Here is a 19783-nt window from a genome sequence, read left to right on the forward strand (position 1 = left end):
TGAACCAGGGCCAGTCTTTACTTTTCGCGACTTTTCGGTGAATAATTATTTCCTGTTATGCGTTGGTATTACAAGGACGGGGCAGGAAGTACTTCGCAGCACTCCTTCACTGACGCTGCCAAAAATCATGTGATGGACGCCCCCATGTCCGTGTGTACCAATAATAATAATGTCAGTGTTCAACTGTTTTGATTTCTGAAGAATAACATCGACAACAGTACCTTGCGCGAGGAGCCCTTTTGTGTCTGCTCCTGATTTCCTGAGTTTCTCAACCTCTTGTTGTAGTCCATTATGTTCCTGAGGAAACTTCTGTTGGCCCTGGTTATTTGTGTCTTGAGGGTTGAGTTCCTCGTCCAGGAAATCGGGGTCCTCTTCAACAACGTGGAGTAAGCATACTTTGGCAGGCAAGGCCAATGCCAGAGTTTTTGCTTTATCTAATATTTTTTCAGAGGCACTGGACAAGTCGATTGCAACCAAAATGTTCATCTTATAATCCTTTCATCAGCATTAAAAAGGGAGACGATAAATTTTTTTATTTTTTCCTGATTTTTCTTTTAAAATAATAATTGCTATATTGTACAGTAACAAGCTCCCATCCTTTCCTGCCAAGTTCATTAAGAGCCGGCAGGTCTTGTTTGACTTGTTGTTTCATAGATCCTTTATCTTTTGCGTATACAATTTTATATTCCCATTGTGTTTCGGTATTATCCGTCTGTGCGTGTACGAATGCACTGGAAATCATAAAACTAACCACAAATACCATTACTACCATCAACCACCAATAATTCTTTTTCATTTTTATCCTCCTTTAAATTACGGGTCAGGTATACCGTGTTGGCATAATTGGTTTCTCTAATTCAAAAGTAATTATAACTATTTGCCAAAAATTATGTTGGGCAGAACCATATAATTATAATAGAAAACTAATGTGCTGTGCACATAAATTCATACGTATGAATTTTGCTAGACATCTGACCTTCAATATGTCTAGATGAGAGGGTGTTCTTGAATAATGTAGATATACTGAGGTTAATAATAGTGTGGTTGTTTAATAAAATCAACAGGAAAAATATCTGTCAGTCATGAGTGTCAAAAAGTAATTATCAATTTATCAAACCATCTGTCGCTGTAATATATATTATTTTCTCTTGATTTTATAATTAATGTTTTTTATAATTAATGTTTGATACTTTTACATCCGCGAAAGTTGGTTGTACTGTAGCGTCAGATTATATGTAATGTAATATATATTATTAGGCGGTAAGGTTTTCCAATCTTACCGCCTTTTTTTTATTTTAATTTTTTCTATTTTTGAAGGGAGTGGTTTTCAATATGGCGACCGGAACAGTAAAGTGGTTTAACGATTCTAAGGGTTATGGTTTTATTACGCCAGAGGAAGGCGATGACGTCTTTGTACACCATACCGCAATCCAGGCTGAGGGCTTTAAGAGCCTTTCAGAAGGAGACAAAGTAGAGTTCGACATTGAACAAGACGAAAAGGGTAGTAAGGCATCAAACGTTGTCAAATTATAAGGCTATAGTATAATCGTTATAATAAAGAACTCAATTTCCATAAAGGGGTATCGGGGGTTTTTTTATGCGTGCTTAATGAATTGAGAATGTTTTGTCGATACTGAGAAAGAATGATCAGGTCTGAATGCTAACCTGCTCGTACCGTACAATACATACGAGCAGGTTAGCTGGTTCAGTTGGATATAACCCGCAAACTGTTCTTTGTGATAAAGGGTGTCCGGGTCTGCCTCATGTGGAATCTATTTTGTTAATGCAAAATTGTATTCAAAAAAACAGGTTTGTTGCTAATGTTTGTAAACCCGATTTTACTGCTTATCTGTTCCACTTAATACTTCCCTTATATTCTTTTCAAGTGCGGTTCTCTGTGCTTTGTTTTCCATTGAAGATTTATATTCTTCAAGCATGGCGTTCACCAGGAGATCCGCGACTTTATCCATTTTAGCTCCCATTTTTTTCTCCAGATTTGCTTTGATCTTCTCTTTTAATAGTTCCTTTTTCGCGCAACGGGTGAGGTCCATCATTTTATCAATATTGCAGCCTCCTTCCTTGTTACATTTAGTTTTTTTATTGCAGTCGATGTTGCTGGAACACCTTCCGGGTTTGTCTAAAGGGCACTCTTTTGACTTGGCAGTTGTAGCATCCTGCGCATACGCCTGTGAGCTAATCCCTGTAATATTCAGTACCATACCTGAAACACCTACTACCGTAACAAACATAAGCAATAACTTAAGCTTACTCACCATTTATTTTCTCCCTGTTAAATTAATAAAAAAATATTGAATTATAGTATATAACAAAGATTTCTGTAAAAAGGTTCATATCTAATTAAAAAATTTCTAATAGTAAATAAACGAGGACTGAGTTGTGAAAGCAGGAAGTTGCCTGGTTCGCTTCACATAAAGTAAATCTGCCTCTGGTTGTACTCATTACTCTATGTATCCATAATAACAGGTCTTTTAAAATCATTTATCTCTTTCCTGCACAGTTCTACAGTGTTGGGGTGGCAGGTGAACATTACGATCTGGTTCTCTTTTGATACCTCGTTCAATAACCGGATAGTTGTTTTTGCCCTCTGAGGGTCGAAGTTTACAAGGATATCATCAACTATCAGAGGCAGAGTCCCCACTCTACCGGCGTACTCCTTTATAAAGGCCAATCTCATTGAAAGGTAAAGCTGTTCCGCCGTTCCTCTGCTGAGTGCAGATACGTTTTTTTGCAGACCTTCCGGTGTTTCGACTACCAGGTTGTTGCCGTCAGCTTTCCTGATTATGCGAATATATCGTCTCCTCGTAATCTTATTTAGATAGCGTCCCGCGTGCTTAAGGACAAATGGCTGCCGTTCTCTTTCATAAATAGTCATTGCCCTTTTTAATAATGTATGACACAGTGCATTTACAGACCATTCTGAAAGGGCTTCCCTTAGCCTTGCCTTGAGGTTCTCTTCTTCCAGCCTCAGCTCTCCCAGTCTTTCATTTTTTTCCAGTTCAGAAATTTGATTTGTCTTTGCTCCCATCTCCTGCATGATGTCAGAAAATTCCAGTTCCTGTTGGGTTATCTCTTTCTGCAGTCTGTCTATAGATTGGTCAGTTATTACAGGATCAGATTCAGAGGCAACTTCTTTCTTAAATTTTTCAACTTCAGGTGTGCTGCCAATCAATCTTGCGAGTTGTATTTCAAGGATGTTCTTTCGCTCCCGTAATTTCTCTCTTTTGTGCACAATATTTGAGTGTTTCCTGAATTCTCCTACATTTCCAGCGCAGCCTTCGAGTATCAGATTTTCAATCTTCTTTTCTATTTCAGTAATGATATCACGGGTTGTCTTTTCCCGGACTTTAAGTCCCTCTGTGTGTTCTTCAAGCTGCCCCTTCTTTTCCTTAAGTCTCTTCTGTTCTTTTAATGTATTGTTTAATAAGTGGACTGATTGAGTAATGTTGTCGGGCGATGCGGTTTTCAGGTTACACTGTTTTAAGATTGTATTGATACGGTCAAGGTATTTGTGGGCCCTCTTGTTGACCTGTTGCAGCTCGTTTTCCGCCTCTTCTTTTTTTCTTATCAGTTCCTTGATCCTCCTGACAGATTCAATAAGCGCGAAGATTCCGTTCCTGTCCAGTTCGATGCTAAATCCACGGTTTCTAAGCCAATCCTGCCATTTAGCAACTGTTTGCTGATATTCATCCTTTGCTCCAGAAAGAGCTATCTCTGCTTTCTCGATAGATTGTTTCTTCGACTCCATAATATTCGACAGTTGCTCTTTTGATTCTTCTAGTGTGACTGCTGCTGATTTATAGTAAACATAATAGAGGGCGGCAATGGCTGTGATTCCCAAAACCGCAGCCATGATCCCGGAAATTGGTTTAAAGGTTATCCAGCAGAATGCTCCCAGTCCTAATGCTATTGGAATTCCAAAGATCAGTATAAACTTGAATTGTGTTGCCGGTCTGACCCTCTCCAGTTGACGAGAGAATGTTTCAAATTCTCTAGTGGATTCGTCTCTGTTTTTTTTCTCCTGGACAAGGTTGTTTGCCGATTTCTCAACACTCATTTGGCTATTTGAAATTCCTTCAGACAAAACCCTTATGTTCTGAAGAGTTTCGTTACCTACATCTATTGCTGTCACCCTATCTTCATTCCAATCTGTGCCTATGTCAGTGATTGCGTTTTCTACTTCCGTTTTAAGTGAGTTTGTGTTTGATATGATTCGATCTTTTCTTTTTATGTTTTCTGCTTCGGCTGAGTAATCTTCGACCAGAGAGCTAATCATGGATTCAGACTCTAAAATTTTATTGTCTATATGTATTGAATCTGCCTGAGTACTGAGCTTTTTAATCTCATTGTTCTGTTGCTGTAGTTCTTCTCTTCTTTCTGTTAATTTGTCTTCCAGCTTCTCCAGCCTTTCGGCTCCATCCAGAGGGAATTTTTCGACTACAAACGGTAAAGTGGCAGTCTGTTTTTCTATCTCTTTGAGTTCCTTGACATTGTCTCTGCCAGTCTTCAGTCTTGACGCTTTCTCTTTTTCTCTTCTTTTGTTATCAATAATATTGGATAGATTTGTCTGTTCTTTTCTCAGTTTCTCAATTTTCGAGATTGTCGTTTTATATCTTTCCAGATCTTTTTTAATATCTGATATTTCAGCCCGGACTCTTTCAAGTTCTTTTGTAATTCTGGGTACTATTTGAGCGGCTCCGCCATGCTTGTATATCTTGTTTTTCTGTGCATTAACACTCTTTAGTATATCCGGCAGGGTAACATCTCCGATTCCTGTGCCTGCTGAATAAATATGCGCGTTTATCTCTTCATTTTCTAATGAATCTAATTGCTGCAGTTCCGTCAGGCTGAAGGCAAATACATTCTTGTATATACTCTCGCTGACACCATGCAGAGCTGCTTGTAAACTCTTCCTTGCGCTTTCACCTGACAATTCAGTACCGTCTCCATTGAGGATATTTATTTCACCGGCAAGTGTCCTGCCGGGTTTTATAGATACAGAGAACCTCTTTTTATCTGTTGTCTCCAGTTCCAGTCTTCCTCCATGGGTTCCGCCTGCCAGAGGTTCGTAGCGGTCAGAGGCATTCTTCTTTCCAGGAAACCCAAAGAACACTGTCCTTAGAAATGACATCATCGTTGTCTTTCCTGCCTCATTGGGACCAAATATGAGGTTAAATCCCGGTGCAAAAGAAAAGTCCAGGTTATGAAACTTTCCGTATCCGTCAATGTATACTCTTATGAATTTCATTAGCTCGACTTATCTCCCGATAACAGATCAATGCCCAGATTTACCGAATCTTCCAGGATAGTTAACAGCTCATTTTCATCAATCTCTTCAAGATATTTTCTTATAGTCCTGTTTGATAATGGCTGATTAAGTATCTTAAGTAACTCGTTCTTCATTTGATCATCATTTTCTACTTTCCCGGCAAGTCTCAGGAAATCACCAATAAAATTTTCCTGATTAATATAATCCTTCTTTTGCCTCTCAGGCCTGATTTTTAATCGTATTGATTCTGGAAAGATAAAGGGGGCCTGGTTAAAAAAACGTGCAACCAGTATCTCTTTTGTCTCTTCTATCTTATCTGTCATGGTTAATTCGTGATAAAGTGGTGATGGCCCGGTAAGTCTCCATCTCACAACAATCCCTTTTTCATCATTATTAAGTTTTGAAAGTTCTTCCTCACATTTGTCCAACAATAGCTCTGTCAACTCAACTGTTGTCATAATATCCTTTATATTCATCTCTTCCTGTTTCCACAGAATATTGTGAACAGGTTTGAATTCATATGATATTTTACGGTTTGAATCTATCTTTATAATATAACAACCTCTTGGTCCATCTTCGTTTATGTGTCTGCCCTGAATATTTCCGGGATAGAGTATAAGAGGGTCTTTGCAAAGGACCTCAGTTGTGTGGATGTGGCCGAGTAACCATATGTCCATGTTGTTTTCCTTCAGATCATTTAATGAACAGGGAGCATAAGGGGCATGGCCTTTTCTTGAACCAACGTTTGCATGGAGCAGACCAATAGAAACAGTATCTTTTTCCTTGGCTTGAAGTTTCAGTGAGAGGTTTTCTGTCACTTCACTTACCTTGTAACTGGTCCCATATATTCTAGTAATCACCTTACCATTCTTTTCGATTGGGATACTTTCAACTTTATCGCCACCAAGGAGGTGTACGTTGTTCGGGTATTTTATTTCTGTCAACCAGTCTGGCATGGGGTCGTGATTACCTGCTACGATGATAACGGGAATGTCAGCTTTATACAGTCTCTCAAACTGATCTCTCAGAAGGATTTGCGCGCTCAGACTCCTGTCCGCTCCGTCAAAAGTATCACCGCCAATAGTAAGGAAATCAACTTTCTCTGCCAGGCACAGGTCTATAATTTTAACGAACGCTTCATTAGTGGAATGTTTGAACCTGTCTGCCAGAGAGGGTTCTTTTGTGGTCAGTCCCTGAAAAGGGCTGTCCAGGTGCAGGTCGGCACAGTGTATGAGTTTAATTTTCATTATTAGACAGGATGACGGATGGTCGGAAATAAAGAAATATATCTTTCTGTAACAACATTGTCTTTTTTGTTTAACGAACAAACTATATCAGAAAGAAATATGCTTGTCTAGTTTAGCTATTAAGAAAGCAGTTTGAACATAATGGATAAGTTGTTAGTTATAGACGCTATTTAAATACTCGCAGATTTTTTCTATTGACAGTTGGTAGATTTAGTGATACAAATATTCCCATAAAGGGAACATTTGTATCAACATGATTATGGTCAATAAAAAAATAAATGAATGTCATTGGGAAAAAAATTCTTACAGGGTTTAGTGCTCATCATGCAGATGTTAGGGGACAATTAAGTTCTTGGCTTAACACAGATTTTCATACAGATTTAATACCCTAATTTTATGATGTTGTCCATAGACGGTATTTAATTTTTCTTTTTTCCAGCCAAGGGATTTTTATATTTCTTGATAGCTTCCATTAAAATTTGAAGATGCCTTTTCTTTTTCATCTCCACTATTATGGAATCGTTCTCAATTTTGAATTGACCTCCATTGTCAAAAAACTTACTGCTTAAACTTCCTGATGTTTCATTCTCAAACCCAGCAAGATCCATAGCAATTACGCGGTAGAAATTATGTGCCGCTATAGTCATCGTTAAATCAAAATCCACCTTTACCACTATGGACGATGAGAGTTTGTTAAGGTGAAAAAACTCTATTTGCTCTGAAATTCCTTTTTCTACATTCCAACGTTTTCCATATTGTCTGATTATTTGTGAGGCAGTACGCTTTCTATCATTGGTTAAGATAAATGCCTCTTTTTCATGACCATTGCCTGACACGGCAATTTGCCTGAAATATCTTGTTGTTTTGTTGAGCAGTATTTCTGATTCATGAATCTTTAATCTCATATGCTTACGGCTTGGACCTTCGACTTTGGTACTACTCCACTCCTCATCCGGTATTTTATGTAATTCTGCCAAAAGCTTTTTGCTTCTTCTGCGAAGGGTAATAAATTTTATCTTATCCTTATCAAGTTTTTCTAAATTTTCGTAGGTTGTAAATTTAGAATCAAAAATCAAACAAGACGGTTTCCTGCCTCCGTCTTTCCAAAAATCAACAAACTCCAACACGCACTCTGCTTCATTACGATGCCTTATCTCCGCATTAGAGTAACAAAAGATGCCGGTATCCGGATCTTGGCAAAGTACGGATAAAACGCTCTTTAGTCTTTTGCCATATTTTCCTGACCAATTATTTTCCAGAACACTGGCGTCACCCCAATGAGGAATAGCAGTAAAGTCCATGTTCACTTGACTGCTTAACAGCCTCAATTTTTTTAGTTGTTCAAACATAGCTTTTAAAAATCTTCGGTTCATGTGACGATCCGTTCGATACGAATAGCTGGATAATGTTCCATCTTTAGGTAACACATTAAGACCGCTGAAAAGCCCAAATCCTCTGTCCATAGCCCACAGGTCGTCTTGGCTATAACGATTATGACCAGCAAGCTTCAGGGCAATAAAAGACAACACGTTTTGAACACTGGAGAGTTCAGAAGTTCCAGGATACTCCGCAAACTCAATCCACTGATCAACACATAGTCGTGCTAAAAGCGGAAGAAAGGGAAGAATACCTATTCCTCTTTCAGAATGAAATAACTGACCTTTATCAATGTTCCAGTCAATAGAATGGCTTCGCGGAGCTTTAATTATTTTGGAGAATTGGAGTTTTCTCTCAATTTGTGTCCGCTTGGGTAAACGAGCAAATCCTTCTGCTGAGAGTACGCGATCAATATAATCATGGGAAACTCTGTTTCCTTCTGCCTGAAGAGCACTTTTTATATCAAGTATGGAATAATTTTGTTTACGCAATCGAATTATTTTAACCTTCAATTGTGCTTTATCTGCATCCGGATTTCGTCCGGGATTTTTTGTTACAAAGAAATGCCTGGAATCAATTTGGTTATTTTTTATAGCATTTACAAAATCCCGTTTCATCGCATTGATACTAAAAGGCGAATAGCCGAATCTTTTTGCAACATCCTTTGCCTTGATCTTTTCAACACACAAAGCTCTCATTGCTTCGTATTTCCTGTGAGTTATATGAGTAGAATTTAAAAAGAACTCCTTTATGTCCTTATTCATATAATTAGTATACATTGTATGAATAATAAGTAAATATAATAAAGTCATTCTTGCATATTTTCAATGACTGCCGGTATGCTACTTCTTGACTTAGCGGTATTTATAGCGCTTCAACCGTATTTTCAAATACGTCATGACAAATTACTTCCTGCTTTAAGTTCAGTAATTGCAACCTACTATTCAGGCATTAATACCTAATTTGAATTATATTTAAAATTCAACCTACTTGTGTGTCTTGTGGATTTGATAGGCTTATAAGGCATTTTAGCTTTCTGCATGAACCAGAATTGAGTTATAATATTAGGGTATTAAATCTGTATGAAAATCTGTGCTTAATGAAGCAGAAGAAGCAGATTGGAAGTGTTCTCAAGATATAAAACAAAGGTATGCAAGTGCCAGTTTTTTAGCCGACAATATTGTTGTGTTTAACATTAAAGGTAATGACTACCGGATTGTTGCAAAAATTAATTATCCAAGCAAGAGTGTCCTAATTAAAAGGATAGGTACACATTCCGAATATTCGAAATGGAGATTATAAGGAGAAAACTCCATGATTAAAATAATAAAATCACAAAAAGACTATAATGAGGCATTAAAAAATGTCGAATTTTTAATGGATCGTAACCCAAAGGTGGGGTCATCCGATGCAAATAAACTTGAATTGCTAATATTACTTATTAAGGATTATGAAGACAAGCGTTTTCCTATGCAAGCACCTGATCCAATAGAAGCAATATTATTTAGAATGGAACAGGAGGGATTACAGCCTAGAGATTTAATTCCTTATATAGGCAGTCGTAGTAAAGTCTCGGAAATTTTGTCAAAAAAACGCCCACTTACTCTTACAATGATTAGGGCATTGCATGAAAGTCTGGGAATACCTATAAAGTCTTTAATAAAAGAAGATAAACCCAAATTATTCAAGTCAGACGAAATTGATTGGAACTGCTTTCCTGTTAGAGAAATTATTAACCGTGGGTGGGTAAAGTCAAGGTTTAGTGATATTAAGGCACATTCTAAAGATATAATTTTAGAATTTTTACAACCTTTAGATTCAGAAAATCTGGTACCTGCTCTTTACAGAATGACAGAAAATGTTCGTTCCGCAAGAAAGATAGATAGAGGTTCTTTAATGATGTGGAATGCACGAGTGATAATACTTGCTAATGAGTATAGAAATTCGAAAAAATATAAGAAAGGTAGCGTTTCTAAGGAGTTTATAAAAAATGTAATACAATTAAGTAAATATGATGATGGCCCACAGAAAGCAAGGGCGTTTCTTATGGAAAATGCTATTCCGTTAGTAATTGAACCTCACTTGCCTAGAACTCATTTAGATGGAGCGGCAATTATGACTGAACAGGGGCCTGTAATTGGTCTAACCATTAGATACGATAGATTAGATAATTTTTGGTTTAACCTTGCTCATGAATTATCACATATTTCTTTGCATCTGGATAAATATAATATGGGATTTTACGATTATAATTTGGAAACTGATTCAGATGATCCTATGGAGAAAGAAGCAGATGGATTTGCTTCTGAATGTCTAATTCCTGAAGTAAAGTGGGAAAATAGTCCTGCTTCAAATTTGAAAACACCAGGTGCTGCAATCCATTTAGCAAAAGAATTAAATATTCATCCGGCAATTGTTGCAGGAAAAATGAGACATTATTTTAGAAATTATCGAATTCTAAATCAATTAATAGGCAATAAACAAGCAAGGATTTGTTTTTCAGAAATTAATTGGAGTTAAATATGTTTGATTATAAACATTATGTTCCGGTATTACGTTGGAAACAATCAGAGTGGCTTGCATTAAGAGAGTTAACTGATGTGCAGAGAAAAGAAATTACACCATTAATTGAAATAGTTCCAGTTAAATTTGTGGATAAGGAAACTAAAGAAATTAAGAAGGAGAATTGCATTAAAGAAGAGTTAAATAAAATAGTAAATGGAATAAGAAAGAATTGGGGGGAGGCTAGAGCTTTTATAGATGTTCATCTTCTAGATGTAACAATAAGAACCTTTGTTATGAAGGAAATCATTGTAGCTGGAAATAATTTGAACTTGCATCTTATTCCAGTGATTCATTTAAATTACTCAAAAGAGTACCTAGATATGGTTTCAAATTTACCAAATAAGAATCAAGGTGGGGCATGTCTAAGGTTGAATATAGAAGAAGTGTCAGATGTTAGCTTGATTGATAAAGTGGAAATATTAATTGATATTGTAGGGATAAAGCACCACAATATAGATTTGATTGTGGATTATAAGTTAATAAATGAAAGCCAACCAAAATTTAATTATTTAATTCAAATCATTCCTAGTTTAAGAGAGTGGAGGACTCTAACGGTGATCAGAGGGGCATTTCCTAAAGATCTTTCTGGTTTTGAACTAGGAGAACATCTTCATCCAAGGCAAGATTGGCAATGTTGGTTAAAAGAAGTAGCGTCTAGTTCTCTTTTAGATCGACTTCCGGCTTTTGGGGATTATACAATCCAATATCCTATTTATTCAGAACCACCAGAAAGGGCGAATGTCAGTGCCAGTATTAGGTATGCTTCTGATAGTGCTTGGGTAATTATGCGGGGAGAGGGGCTGTTTCATGATAATAGTCCTGGTCACGCTCAGTATCCTGCAAATGCATTATTACTATCCGTTAGAGACGAGTTTTGTGGGGAGAAATTTAGTTTTGGAGATAAATATATTTATGAAATGGGACAGCAAAATAAAAAATATGGCAATCCAATGTCTTGGTTAAAGGCGGGTATTAATCATCATATCACTCTCGTTATTTACCAACTCTCCAATCTGTCCGATTGATAAGTCTCTCTCTTACTCTGTTTTGTATTGTTTCAATGTCTGCGACGTCAATTAGCATATTGTAAATTGAATTCCTAGTTTTAGATCGGAGCCCTTTTTTTAATCCAAATTCTTCGAGAAGGACTATGGCTTCTTCTTTCCAAAGCAATTTAGCCAAAAGCAGTTTGTCTTGTGAAAGATTTTTCTTTTCACGACGAACAGTAAGAAATCTGACTTCATCATTTGTTTTCTTTTCCGCAATTTTAACTCCCCACCATTCTGGAACAGTTTTTATAGCCTTAAAAGCATGACGATATCCAACAATTAGAGTAATCTTATCAAAAACCTTACTATAAGTGTCTGCTTGATGTGGAAGTCTTTTTAAGTTGTCTTTATCACTTTTAAACTCAAAACCATGTAAGCAGCCATTGACAACGGCAAGATCAATCCTTGTGGAACCATGTCCCAAACCTAATTCCTCAATGATCACTGTATTTTTTGATTTTGAGAATTTTTTCAATAAAATGTTCCTTAGAGTCTTTCTGATATGTATATCATTCATAATTTTTATTTTTAAGTTGGTAGGCATTGATTTAAATAGCTAGTCAGTGTGGAGAATAAAACAAAACACCATAAAATATCAACTATTTTTTTCAAATTTTATTCCAATTGCTTTCCACAAAAGATGAAGGATTATGCTTTATCTGGGCTTATCAAATTATTACTAGTCATTTCTACGGGTTTTTCTATGTCTAGCAGGTATAGGATCGTAGGAGCTATATCTGAGAGAGTGCCTTTTTCAATTAGTTTTATATTTTGGTGGTCTTCGGCAACGTAGATGAATTCTACAGGGTTTGTAGTGTGTGATGTCTTTGGTATGCCAGTTTTGTAGTCTATCATCTCTTCCGCGTTTCCGTGGTCTGCTGTTATCAGGGCTATTTTGTTCTTTGATAAAATAGTTTCAACGAGTTTTCCTACACATTCGTCTACCACCTCTACTGCTTTCGTTGCTGCGTCATAGTTGCCGGTATGACCCACCATATCACAGTTTGCCAGGTTAATGATCATAAGGCTGAATTCGTTTGAATTTATTCTCTTAACAGCCTCATTTGTGACTTCATAGGCATTCATTTCAGGGTGATCGGCGAATGTGGCAGGGTCGAAAGTTCCTTTGATCTCTATCTGTTCTTCTCCTGGAAATGGTTTAGTACGTTTACCGTTAACAAAAGATGTTACATGGCTGTATTTCTGGGTCTCAGAAATGCGTATCTGCTTCAATCCTTTTTGGCTAAGAATTTGACTGAGCAGATTGTCCATCTCTCCGCTGTCATCCATCGGTTCCAGAATATTATAGGGGAATGTGTCGTAATACCTTGTGAGACCACAGTAGACAATGTCGAATTTTTTCCACCTTTCGCCTGGATAATCATCTTCTACAAATGCTTTTGTTAATTGGGTAGCCCTGTCCTGTCTGTAGTTGAAGTGTATGATAGAGTCTCCATCTTTTACCCCTTTATAATCTCCAATTATCAGAGGCGGAATATATTCATCAAACATGTCCTTGCCATTTGGAGTTTTTGTTTTGTAAATTTCCTGTATCGTATCTTCCAGATTTTCCACACTCTCTACTTTTTCTCCCTGTCCTTTTGTGATTGCATCGTATGCGGTTGTTGTGAGTCTCCACTCTCTGCCTCGGTCCATAGCGTAGTATCTTCCCATAAATGTGGAGATTTTGCCGATACCGTACTCTTTTATCTTTTCTTTCAGGGTGCGGATATAGCCTATGGTGCTTTTTGGGGGGGTATCTCTTCCGTCCGCGAAGAAATGGATGTATAGCCTTATAATGCCTTGCTGCTTCGCGTATTTCATAATTGCGAAGAGATGGTCCTGGTGCGCATGTACACCTTCATCCTGTACGAGGCCCATCAGGTGGAGTGACGAATTATTCTCAAGAACGTTCTTGATGGCCTTCCGCAAGATAGCACTTTTAAAGAAAGAGCCGTCCTTAATATTGTTTGTTATCTTGGTAATTTCCTGTTCAACAACTCTTCCTGCGCCAATATTAAGGTGTCCTACTTCGGAAGAACCCTGATAGCCTTCCGGAAGACCCACTGCGGTGCCTGACGCATCAAGTATAGTATTTGGATATTTTTGCAGAAGAGAGTCTGTATTTGGTGTATGCGCATTTGCTACAGCGTTATGGTCATGGTCCGGGTTTATGCCCCAGCCATCTCTGATTATCAGTACAATTGATTTATTCATAATTTTATTTAATATGGACAATGTTTATTAAATGATGCGAAGCGTGCTATGGCTGATGTAATCAACTTGATACTCTTTCAACCGCTTCTCCTATATCTGCGGGGCTATCTACTACAGTTACACCGGCCCTTCGTAAGCAGGATACTTTTTCAGCAACAGTACCTTTGCCTCCGGCAATAATTGCTCCGGCATGACCCATCCTTCTACCTTTCGGAGCTGTTAATCCCGCAATAAAGCTTATTACAGGTTTAGTTACTTCCTGTGTAATAAATTCAGCAGCTTTTTCCTCGGCATTACCTCCAATTTCGCCAATCAAAACTATTGCTTCTGTGTTGCTATCTTCCTGGAACAGTTTCAGAATATCTATGAATGTTGTTCCAATGACGGGATCGCCGCCTATTCCAATACAGGTTGACTGTCCGATACCCCTTTGTGTTAACTGCCAGACAGCTTCGTAAGTCAGCGTGCCGCTTCTCGAAACGACACCAATCCTACCCGGTTTATGAATGTAACCCGGCATGATTCCAATCTTTGATTCTCCCGGAGTGATAATTCCCGGGCAGTTAGGTCCTATTAATCGAGCTGTTTTAGTATTAAGATACGCTTTGATTTTCAACATGTCAATAGTTGGAATTCCTTCCGTTATACAGATGATTAATTTAATGTCTGCTTCTATTGCTTCAAAGATAGCATCTGCGGCCGAGGGTGGCGGTACATAAATTATGGAAGTGTCACATTCTGTTTTCTTAACAGCCTCTATCATAGAATTATAGACCGGTATACCACAAACCTGAGAGCCTCCTTTTCCAGGCGTGACACCCGCCATGATTTTTGTACCGTATTCCAGCATATGTTCGGTATGGAATTTTCCGGAATGTCCGGTAATTCCCTGGCAGATTATTTTAGTGTCTTTATCTATTAAGATGCTCATTTTAGTAACTTTTTAATTATCTAAATGATAATCTTTAAAGCACGGACAAACAGGTTTGTCCATGCCACTCTGATAACTTTTGCTGCTCATTTATTCTTATTTACTGCTTTAATTATTTTTTCAGATGCGTCTTTCATGCTATCGGCAAAGATAATATTCAGCTTGGAATCATCCAGGATTTGTCTTGCTGTTTTAACATTTGTGCCTTCCAATCTGACTACCAGCGGTACTTTAATGTCAACTTTCTTAATGGCATGAATAATTCCTCTGGCGACAATATCACACTTCATGATACCGCCGAAAATATTTACCAGTACTCCCGCGACATGGGGGTCTGTAAAGATTATTTCAAAGCCGGTTGTAACTCTTTCAACCGTGGCATCGCCGCCCACATCGAGAAAATTTGCGGGTGAACCGCCATACAATTTGATAATATCCATCGTGGCCATTGCCATACCTGCCCCATTGACTAAACATCCTATATTGCCATTAAGTCCAATGTAACTAAGTCCTGCTTCGGTGGCCTTACTTTCGGCGTTGCTAAACTCTGAGTCGTCCTTTTTTTTCAGAAGCTCTTTTTGGCGGTAGAGGGCATTGTCGTCAATTTCCATTTTTGTGTCCAGAACAACTATCTCACCATCCGGTGTCAGGACCAGCGGGTTTATTTCAAGAAGAGAGCAATCATATTCAATGAATATCTTGAACAGTATTTTAACCAGATTGGATGCTTTTGTTAGCAGTGCGCCGGTCAAGTGCAGGTTAATTGCAATCTGTCGTGCCTGGAAATCGTGTATACCCAATAAAGGGTTTATTTGAGTTTTGAATATTTTATGAGGTGTTTTTTTAGAAACCTCCTCTATTTCAGTCCCGCCATCTGTACTCTGTATTATTGTGATTTTGGAGGTGCTCCTGTCTATAGAGACAGCCAGGTATAGTTCTTTCTTTATGTCAATCGCTTCTGAAATGAGGACTTTGTTTACCAGCACTCCTTTCTCTCCTGTCTGCGCAGTCACCAGGTAAGAGCCAATGATTTGAGAAGTATACTCCTTTGCTTTTTCTAATGTATCTACTATCCTTACCCCGCCGCCTTTTCCTCTGCCACCGGCAAGGACTTGTGCTTTTATAACACACCTTTCAGCTCCCAATTGATTGTATATCGTTATTGCATCCGTAACATTGGAAGCCGCTCTACCTTCAGGAATATTTACATTATATTTATGAAGGATTTCTTTTGCCTGGTATTCGTAGAGTTTCAAGAGTAGTCCTGGTATTTTGAGTTATAAAAGGTTTGGAAAAAAAGACTGAGTAAATTCTACTTTTCATATAGAAGTAAGTCAAGGTGAAAGGCAGGATAAGGACTCGCTGTTTATTAGTATGTTTTTTTGCCTTGACTATAGAGTAGATAAGGATAGTATCATTTATCATGTCCAGAGAACCAGGAAGCTCATGCAAAAAATTAGAAGAATACCGTAGAACGCTGGAGCAAAAAGTAGAGGAGATGGCCTTAGAATTAAGAGAAGCAAATAAAAAACTCCTGGAAGCGGACAGAACAAAACTTGATTTTTTGTCAGTAGTCTCACACGAATTAAAAACACCACTTGCCGCAATATTAGGTTATGCGAAGATTTTAAACAAAAGGCTTAATGAAGTTATCTTTCCGAATGTCAAATCTCAGAATAGTAAGGTCGATGTGTCAACCGGAAAAGTAAAAAATGGTCTTAAGACGATAATATCAGAGGGCCAGAGGTTAACCGAACTAATAAATGATCTCATTGCCATTACAACATTGTGTCGAAGGATAACTTTTTGTGATAGTGGCTTGGTTTATTCATATTGCAGAGATTTAAATAATAATAACTGTCGAAAACAAGTTTTTAAAATGATGCTTGACAATATATCAATTTGCAATAGACTAAAGCTAGTCTGTTAATGCGTAACAGGTAAAAAGAGGTAAATCCCTATTTTCAAAATGAGATCAGAAATTCCAGAATACAGGTTTGAATTAAAAACACCAGAATTTCAAAAGACCGATGATGAGTTTGACATCTGGTTTCTTGAAGGTGTTCTTCAAAAATATCCGGCCTATGTCGAATGCCTGATGTACCTTGGCAATGCGTATACCGCTACCGGGATGTATGAGAAAGGATTAAAGGTTGATTTGAAACTTGCGAGGCTTAGGCCCAAAGATCCCCTTGTACACTACAATCTCGCCTGTAGTTTTTCATTGTTGGGAAGGCTTGATGAATCGTTAGAATCTTTAGAGAGAGCGGTTGGTCTGGGTTATGACGATTTGATGCATCTGGTCAATGACGGCGATCTGGACAGCTTGAGAGATGAGGAGGGCTATAAAGCATTAATTGATAAGATGAAAAAATCATCGAAAAAATTTGTTTAGTGTAACCCTATGAATTAAGATTTTTAAGATTTTCTTCAAAAGCTAATTTTATCCCCTCCAATGTTAAATAGGGAATAAATTTGTCAATTTCCGGAATATCTTTTTTAAACGTCTTTGCATCTCCACCTGTTGCAATAGTATATTCCAAATATCCGTAACTTCTATTTAACTCTTTTACTATGTGGATTATGGAGCCTACAGTACCAAAATAGATTCCCCCCTTGATCGCATCCTCCACATTTTTCCCAATTATTTTTGCAGGTCTTTTTATGTTTACTTCTGGTAAAAGTGCAGTTTGTTTATTCAGAGCATAAGCGCTTGTCCTTATTCCGGGAAGTATCAAACCACCCATAAATTCACCTTTTTGTGATACTACGTCAATGGTTATTGCAGTGCCAAAATCAATAACTATTGTAGATGTTCCAGTGTTTCTATATGCAGCAAGTGCATTTAACACCCTGTCGATACCAACTGTTTGAGGATTTTCAACAAGTATCGGTATCTTAAGTTCTATTTCCCTGCCTATCTTTAGTATTTTCTTTATATGTATTTCTGCCAGAGATTTGTAGAAAACTGATTCTATATCAGGGTTTACTGAGGCTATTATTATGTTTTTGCTTTCATTCAGTAAGGATGGTTTGATAGGGAGTGTAGTAGCTTTTTGATTAATCAAAACTTTATTGTCTATGCGAAAATGTGAAATAAGCTTTTTGTCTGAAAAGCTGCCTACACTAATATTTGTGTTGCCAATATCAACTGCCAGAATCATAAGGATTTAGAATTTTGATGAGATAAGAGTATTAAAATGTTAATCCCTTGTTGGAGATTGCGTCGTAATCATCAGGTAATGAAAGGCGTAAAAGATCCTCTTCGCTTTCCTTATTAATTAAATCTGCTGCAGCCTTAATCAGGTCTTTAACATTATTGCCTGATACTGCCGAAACAAGGTGTACGGGTTTGGATATTTTCTTACTCAGCTCTTCCGCAATTATTTGACTTGTCTCAGTATCTAATATGTCCGATTTGTTTATAGCTACTATTTCTGATTTTTTGCTCAATTTTGAGCTGAAAAGAGCCAGTTCATTCCTGACCAGATTGTATGTCTCCAGAAGATCTGCTGCGGAGATATCGATTAGGTGAACAACGACTCTGGTTCGTTCTATATGCTTTAAAAATGTGTTGCCCAGGCCCGAACCGCTATGTGCTCCTTCTATAAGCCCGGGAATATCCGCAAACACTAATCTTTTGTAATTTTCCAGATCCACGATTCCTAATTGTGGTTGTAAAGTAGTGAACGGATAATCCGCAATTTTAGGCCTTGCAGATGAGATTCTGGAAAGGAATGTAGACTTTCCGGCATTTGGTAAGCCAATTATTCCAACATCTGCAATAAGTTTTAGTTCAAGGCTGAGCCATCGGTCCCGCCCGTTTCTACCTTCTTCTGCAAAACGAGGCGTCTGGTTGGTTGGAGATTTAAAATAGGCATTCCCCCTGCCTCTTCTCCCTCCTCTTGCAATTATTATAGCCTCATCATTTTCTTTTAAATCCTTGATAATCCGTCCTGATTTCAGGTCCTTTATAAGTGTCCCTTTAGGTACGTTAATAACCAGATCTCTTCCGTTCTTGCCATTTTTGTTGCGGTTTTGTCCTTTACCGCCATCTTCAGCAATGAACTTAACTTTTGATGTTATGTCCAATAATGTATCGATTTTTTTATTGGCACGTATGATAACGTCACCACCATTGCCGCCATCGCCGCCATTCGGCCCACCACGAGGAATAAACCTTTCACGACGAAAGCTAACGCAACCATCACCGCCATCACCGCCTTTTACATAAATCTTTACTTCATCTATAAACATAACTTGTTAGATTATATAGTTCTCTTCATTGAGAGTTTTCAGTAAAATACAATGTGCCTCTCTGCCCTTTGTGTTCAACATGAAAATGATGTGGATTATGTTCTTTGTGAAACAACCTGATTATTATTCCAAAAAACATTGAGACATATGGCATGGTTGCTTCCTGTGGGGCTTAGTAACCGTTGTACAGAGGCATGCTGTCAGGAATTAATTTCCAAGACCAGTTCGGCAATAAAAAGTGTATTAACTCCGCTTTTCAAGACAAAAGCTTCTCTACCCTGATTCCACACAACACTCTGGTTTGTATGAAACAATCTATTTTAGTTTCAATAGATAGGCGCAAAGGTATAGCTTCGTATTCTATTCTTCGAGAGAGCCAAAGAGCAGTAATTACCAATAAAATTATTGGAATAAAAAAGTGGACCACTGCTATTCTTTTTATTATACAGGATGTACGCTTACTCTACGGCCAGCTTCAAATGCAACTTTTCCATCTACCTTGGTAAATAACGTATAGTCCTTACCACATCCAACATTTGTACCCGGTTTGAATTTTGTTCCGCATTGTCTAACCAGAATTGAACCTGATCTGACCAATTCGCCACCGTAATGTTTAATGCCTCTGTGTTGCGGGTTACTATCTCTTCCATTTCTAGTCGAACTTTGCCCTTTTTTATGAGCCATCTTTTACTCCTTGATATAATAAAGATTTTTAAAGTATTACTTATGTGTAATAATTTTCATTGATAAGTGTCTATGTCTAAAAAATATAGAAACTTGTCATTCTGAGTGAACGAAGATCTCACTTGTTAGCAAAATAAATAATCATTGCGAGGTTAATGAGACTCTCATG

At 37.7% G+C, this 19783-nt stretch carries 19 protein-coding genes; 6 read left to right on the plus strand and 13 right to left on the minus strand.

The features are described 5' to 3' along the window. Positions 1-45: 45 nt before the first annotated feature. Positions 46-486 carry a universal stress protein gene (locus SCALIN_RS15785; RefSeq protein WP_096895417.1) on the minus strand — a complete coding sequence of 147 codons (441 nt, stop codon included), beginning with the start codon at positions 484-486 and terminating at the stop codon, positions 46-48. A gap of 46 nt (positions 487-532) precedes the next feature. Further along, positions 533-796 (minus strand): DUF4177 domain-containing protein, encoded by a 264-nt coding sequence (locus tag SCALIN_RS15790; RefSeq protein ID WP_096895418.1) that lies wholly within the window; start codon positions 794-796, stop codon positions 533-535. A gap of 536 nt (positions 797-1332) precedes the next feature. Between SCALIN_RS15790 and SCALIN_RS15795 the strand changes: the two genes are divergently transcribed. Continuing rightward, positions 1333-1533, plus strand: a complete 201-nt coding sequence (locus SCALIN_RS15795; protein ID WP_096895419.1) for a cold-shock protein — start codon at positions 1333-1335, stop codon at positions 1531-1533. Between the two features lie 305 nt (positions 1534-1838). Here the strand turns inward: SCALIN_RS15795 and SCALIN_RS15800 are convergent, their stop codons facing one another. From SCALIN_RS15800 to SCALIN_RS15815, 4 genes are all read right to left on the minus strand, one after another. Further along, positions 1839-2276, minus strand: a complete 438-nt coding sequence (locus SCALIN_RS15800; protein WP_096895420.1) for a hypothetical protein — start codon at positions 2274-2276, stop codon at positions 1839-1841. Positions 2277-2464: 188 nt separating this feature from the next. Then, positions 2465-5266 (minus strand): ATP-binding protein, encoded by a 2802-nt coding sequence (locus SCALIN_RS15805; protein WP_096895421.1) that lies wholly within the window; start codon positions 5264-5266, stop codon positions 2465-2467. Further along, positions 5266-6534, minus strand: a complete 1269-nt coding sequence (locus SCALIN_RS15810) for a metallophosphoesterase family protein (protein WP_096895422.1) — start codon at positions 6532-6534, stop codon at positions 5266-5268. Before SCALIN_RS15810 ends, SCALIN_RS15805 begins: the two co-directional genes overlap by 1 nt. A 419-nt stretch (positions 6535-6953) precedes the next feature. Then, on the minus strand, positions 6954-8675 hold the full coding sequence (locus tag SCALIN_RS15815; protein ID WP_162532359.1) for a transposase: 1722 nt from the start codon (positions 8673-8675) through the stop codon (positions 6954-6956). Between the two features lie 328 nt (positions 8676-9003). Here SCALIN_RS15815 and SCALIN_RS24105 point away from each other — a divergent pair, with 328 nt between their 5' ends. The 3 genes from SCALIN_RS24105 to SCALIN_RS15830 are packed head-to-tail and all read left to right on the plus strand — an operon-like array spanning position 9004 to position 11501. Continuing rightward, positions 9004-9213 carry a type II toxin-antitoxin system HigB family toxin gene (locus tag SCALIN_RS24105; RefSeq protein WP_096895424.1) on the plus strand — a complete coding sequence of 70 codons (210 nt, stop codon included), beginning with the start codon at positions 9004-9006 and terminating at the stop codon, positions 9211-9213. Between the two features lie 12 nt (positions 9214-9225). After that, positions 9226-10431 (plus strand): ImmA/IrrE family metallo-endopeptidase, encoded by a 1206-nt coding sequence (locus SCALIN_RS15825; protein ID WP_096895425.1) that lies wholly within the window; start codon positions 9226-9228, stop codon positions 10429-10431. Between the two features lie 2 nt (positions 10432-10433). Then, positions 10434-11501 carry a beta family protein gene (locus SCALIN_RS15830; RefSeq protein WP_096895426.1) on the plus strand — a complete coding sequence of 356 codons (1068 nt, stop codon included), beginning with the start codon at positions 10434-10436 and terminating at the stop codon, positions 11499-11501. On the opposite strand, the gene SCALIN_RS15835 is transcribed toward SCALIN_RS15830, so the two are convergent. The 4 genes from SCALIN_RS15835 to sucC form a co-directional block, all read right to left on the minus strand. Continuing rightward, a complete protein-coding gene (locus SCALIN_RS15835; protein WP_133111961.1) occupies positions 11470-12000 on the minus strand; it encodes a sce7726 family protein in 531 nt (176 codons plus the stop codon). The genes SCALIN_RS15830 and SCALIN_RS15835 overlap by 32 nt on opposite strands. 173 nt (positions 12001-12173) lie before the next feature. Next, complete coding sequence (gene gpmI, locus SCALIN_RS15840) at positions 12174-13742, minus strand: 2,3-bisphosphoglycerate-independent phosphoglycerate mutase (protein ID WP_096895428.1); 1569 nt, start codon at positions 13740-13742, stop codon at positions 12174-12176. Between the two features lie 61 nt (positions 13743-13803). Beyond that, entirely contained in the window at positions 13804-14673 is an 870-nt protein-coding gene (gene sucD / locus SCALIN_RS15845; RefSeq protein WP_096895429.1) for a succinate--CoA ligase subunit alpha, read from the minus strand. Positions 14674-14759: 86 nt separating this feature from the next. Next, positions 14760-15929: an ADP-forming succinate--CoA ligase subunit beta gene (gene sucC / locus SCALIN_RS15850; RefSeq protein ID WP_096895430.1), complete on the minus strand. Its 1170-nt coding sequence runs from the start codon at positions 15927-15929 to the stop codon at positions 14760-14762. Between the two features lie 167 nt (positions 15930-16096). On the opposite strand from sucC, the gene SCALIN_RS15855 reads away from it, so the two are divergent. After that, entirely contained in the window at positions 16097-16603 is a 507-nt protein-coding gene (locus tag SCALIN_RS15855) for a sensor histidine kinase (protein ID WP_096895431.1), read from the plus strand. 39 nt (positions 16604-16642) lie between these two features. After that, positions 16643-17068 (plus strand): TPR end-of-group domain-containing protein, encoded by a 426-nt coding sequence (locus SCALIN_RS15860; protein ID WP_096895432.1) that lies wholly within the window; start codon positions 16643-16645, stop codon positions 17066-17068. Between the two features lie 7 nt (positions 17069-17075). Here the strand turns inward: SCALIN_RS15860 and SCALIN_RS15865 are convergent, their stop codons facing one another. The 3 genes from SCALIN_RS15865 to rpmA form a co-directional block, all read right to left on the minus strand. After that, on the minus strand, positions 17076-17837 hold the full coding sequence (locus SCALIN_RS15865; protein WP_096895433.1) for a type III pantothenate kinase: 762 nt from the start codon (positions 17835-17837) through the stop codon (positions 17076-17078). 31 nt (positions 17838-17868) lie between these two features. Then, positions 17869-18930 carry a GTPase ObgE gene (gene obgE, locus SCALIN_RS15870; protein WP_096895434.1) on the minus strand — a complete coding sequence of 354 codons (1062 nt, stop codon included), beginning with the start codon at positions 18928-18930 and terminating at the stop codon, positions 17869-17871. Between the two features lie 441 nt (positions 18931-19371). After that, positions 19372-19614 carry a 50S ribosomal protein L27 gene (rpmA, locus tag SCALIN_RS15880; protein ID WP_096895435.1) on the minus strand — a complete coding sequence of 81 codons (243 nt, stop codon included), beginning with the start codon at positions 19612-19614 and terminating at the stop codon, positions 19372-19374. Between the last annotated feature and the right edge of the window lie 169 nt (positions 19615-19783).

It is taken from the genome of Candidatus Scalindua japonica (genome assembly GCF_002443295.1).
Classification (GTDB): Bacteria; Planctomycetota; Brocadiia; order Brocadiales; family Scalinduaceae; genus Scalindua; species Scalindua japonica.

What these genes read in the sequence shown, in the direction of transcription:
- SCALIN_RS15785 (WP_096895417.1), bottom strand. Translation starts at nt 486, where the DNA reads ATGAACATTTTGGTTGCAATCGACTTGTCCAGTGCCTCTGAAAAAATA.
- SCALIN_RS15790 (WP_096895418.1), bottom strand. Translation starts at nt 796, where the DNA reads ATGAAAAAGAATTATTGGTGGTTGATGGTAGTAATGGTATTTGTGGTT.
- SCALIN_RS15795 (WP_096895419.1), top strand. Translation starts at nt 1,333, where the DNA reads ATGGCGACCGGAACAGTAAAGTGGTTTAACGATTCTAAGGGTTATGGT.
- SCALIN_RS15800 (WP_096895420.1), bottom strand. Translation starts at nt 2,276, where the DNA reads ATGGTGAGTAAGCTTAAGTTATTGCTTATGTTTGTTACGGTAGTAGGT.
- SCALIN_RS15805 (WP_096895421.1), bottom strand. Translation starts at nt 5,266, where the DNA reads ATGAAATTCATAAGAGTATACATTGACGGATACGGAAAGTTTCATAAC.
- SCALIN_RS15810 (WP_096895422.1), bottom strand. Translation starts at nt 6,534, where the DNA reads ATGAAAATTAAACTCATACACTGTGCCGACCTGCACCTGGACAGCCCT.
- SCALIN_RS15815 (WP_162532359.1), bottom strand. Translation starts at nt 8,675, where the DNA reads ATGAATAAGGACATAAAGGAGTTCTTTTTAAATTCTACTCATATAACT.
- SCALIN_RS15825 (WP_096895425.1), top strand. Translation starts at nt 9,226, where the DNA reads ATGATTAAAATAATAAAATCACAAAAAGACTATAATGAGGCATTAAAA.
- SCALIN_RS15830 (WP_096895426.1), top strand. Translation starts at nt 10,434, where the DNA reads ATGTTTGATTATAAACATTATGTTCCGGTATTACGTTGGAAACAATCA.
- gpmI (WP_096895428.1), bottom strand. Translation starts at nt 13,742, where the DNA reads ATGAATAAATCAATTGTACTGATAATCAGAGATGGCTGGGGCATAAAC.
- sucD (WP_096895429.1), bottom strand. Translation starts at nt 14,673, where the DNA reads ATGAGCATCTTAATAGATAAAGACACTAAAATAATCTGCCAGGGAATT.
- SCALIN_RS15855 (WP_096895431.1), top strand. Translation starts at nt 16,097, where the DNA reads ATGTCCAGAGAACCAGGAAGCTCATGCAAAAAATTAGAAGAATACCGT.
- SCALIN_RS15860 (WP_096895432.1), top strand. Translation starts at nt 16,643, where the DNA reads ATGAGATCAGAAATTCCAGAATACAGGTTTGAATTAAAAACACCAGAA.
- SCALIN_RS15865 (WP_096895433.1), bottom strand. Translation starts at nt 17,837, where the DNA reads ATGATTCTGGCAGTTGATATTGGCAACACAAATATTAGTGTAGGCAGC.
- obgE (WP_096895434.1), bottom strand. Translation starts at nt 18,930, where the DNA reads ATGTTTATAGATGAAGTAAAGATTTATGTAAAAGGCGGTGATGGCGGT.
- rpmA (WP_096895435.1), bottom strand. Translation starts at nt 19,614, where the DNA reads ATGGCTCATAAAAAAGGGCAAAGTTCGACTAGAAATGGAAGAGATAGT.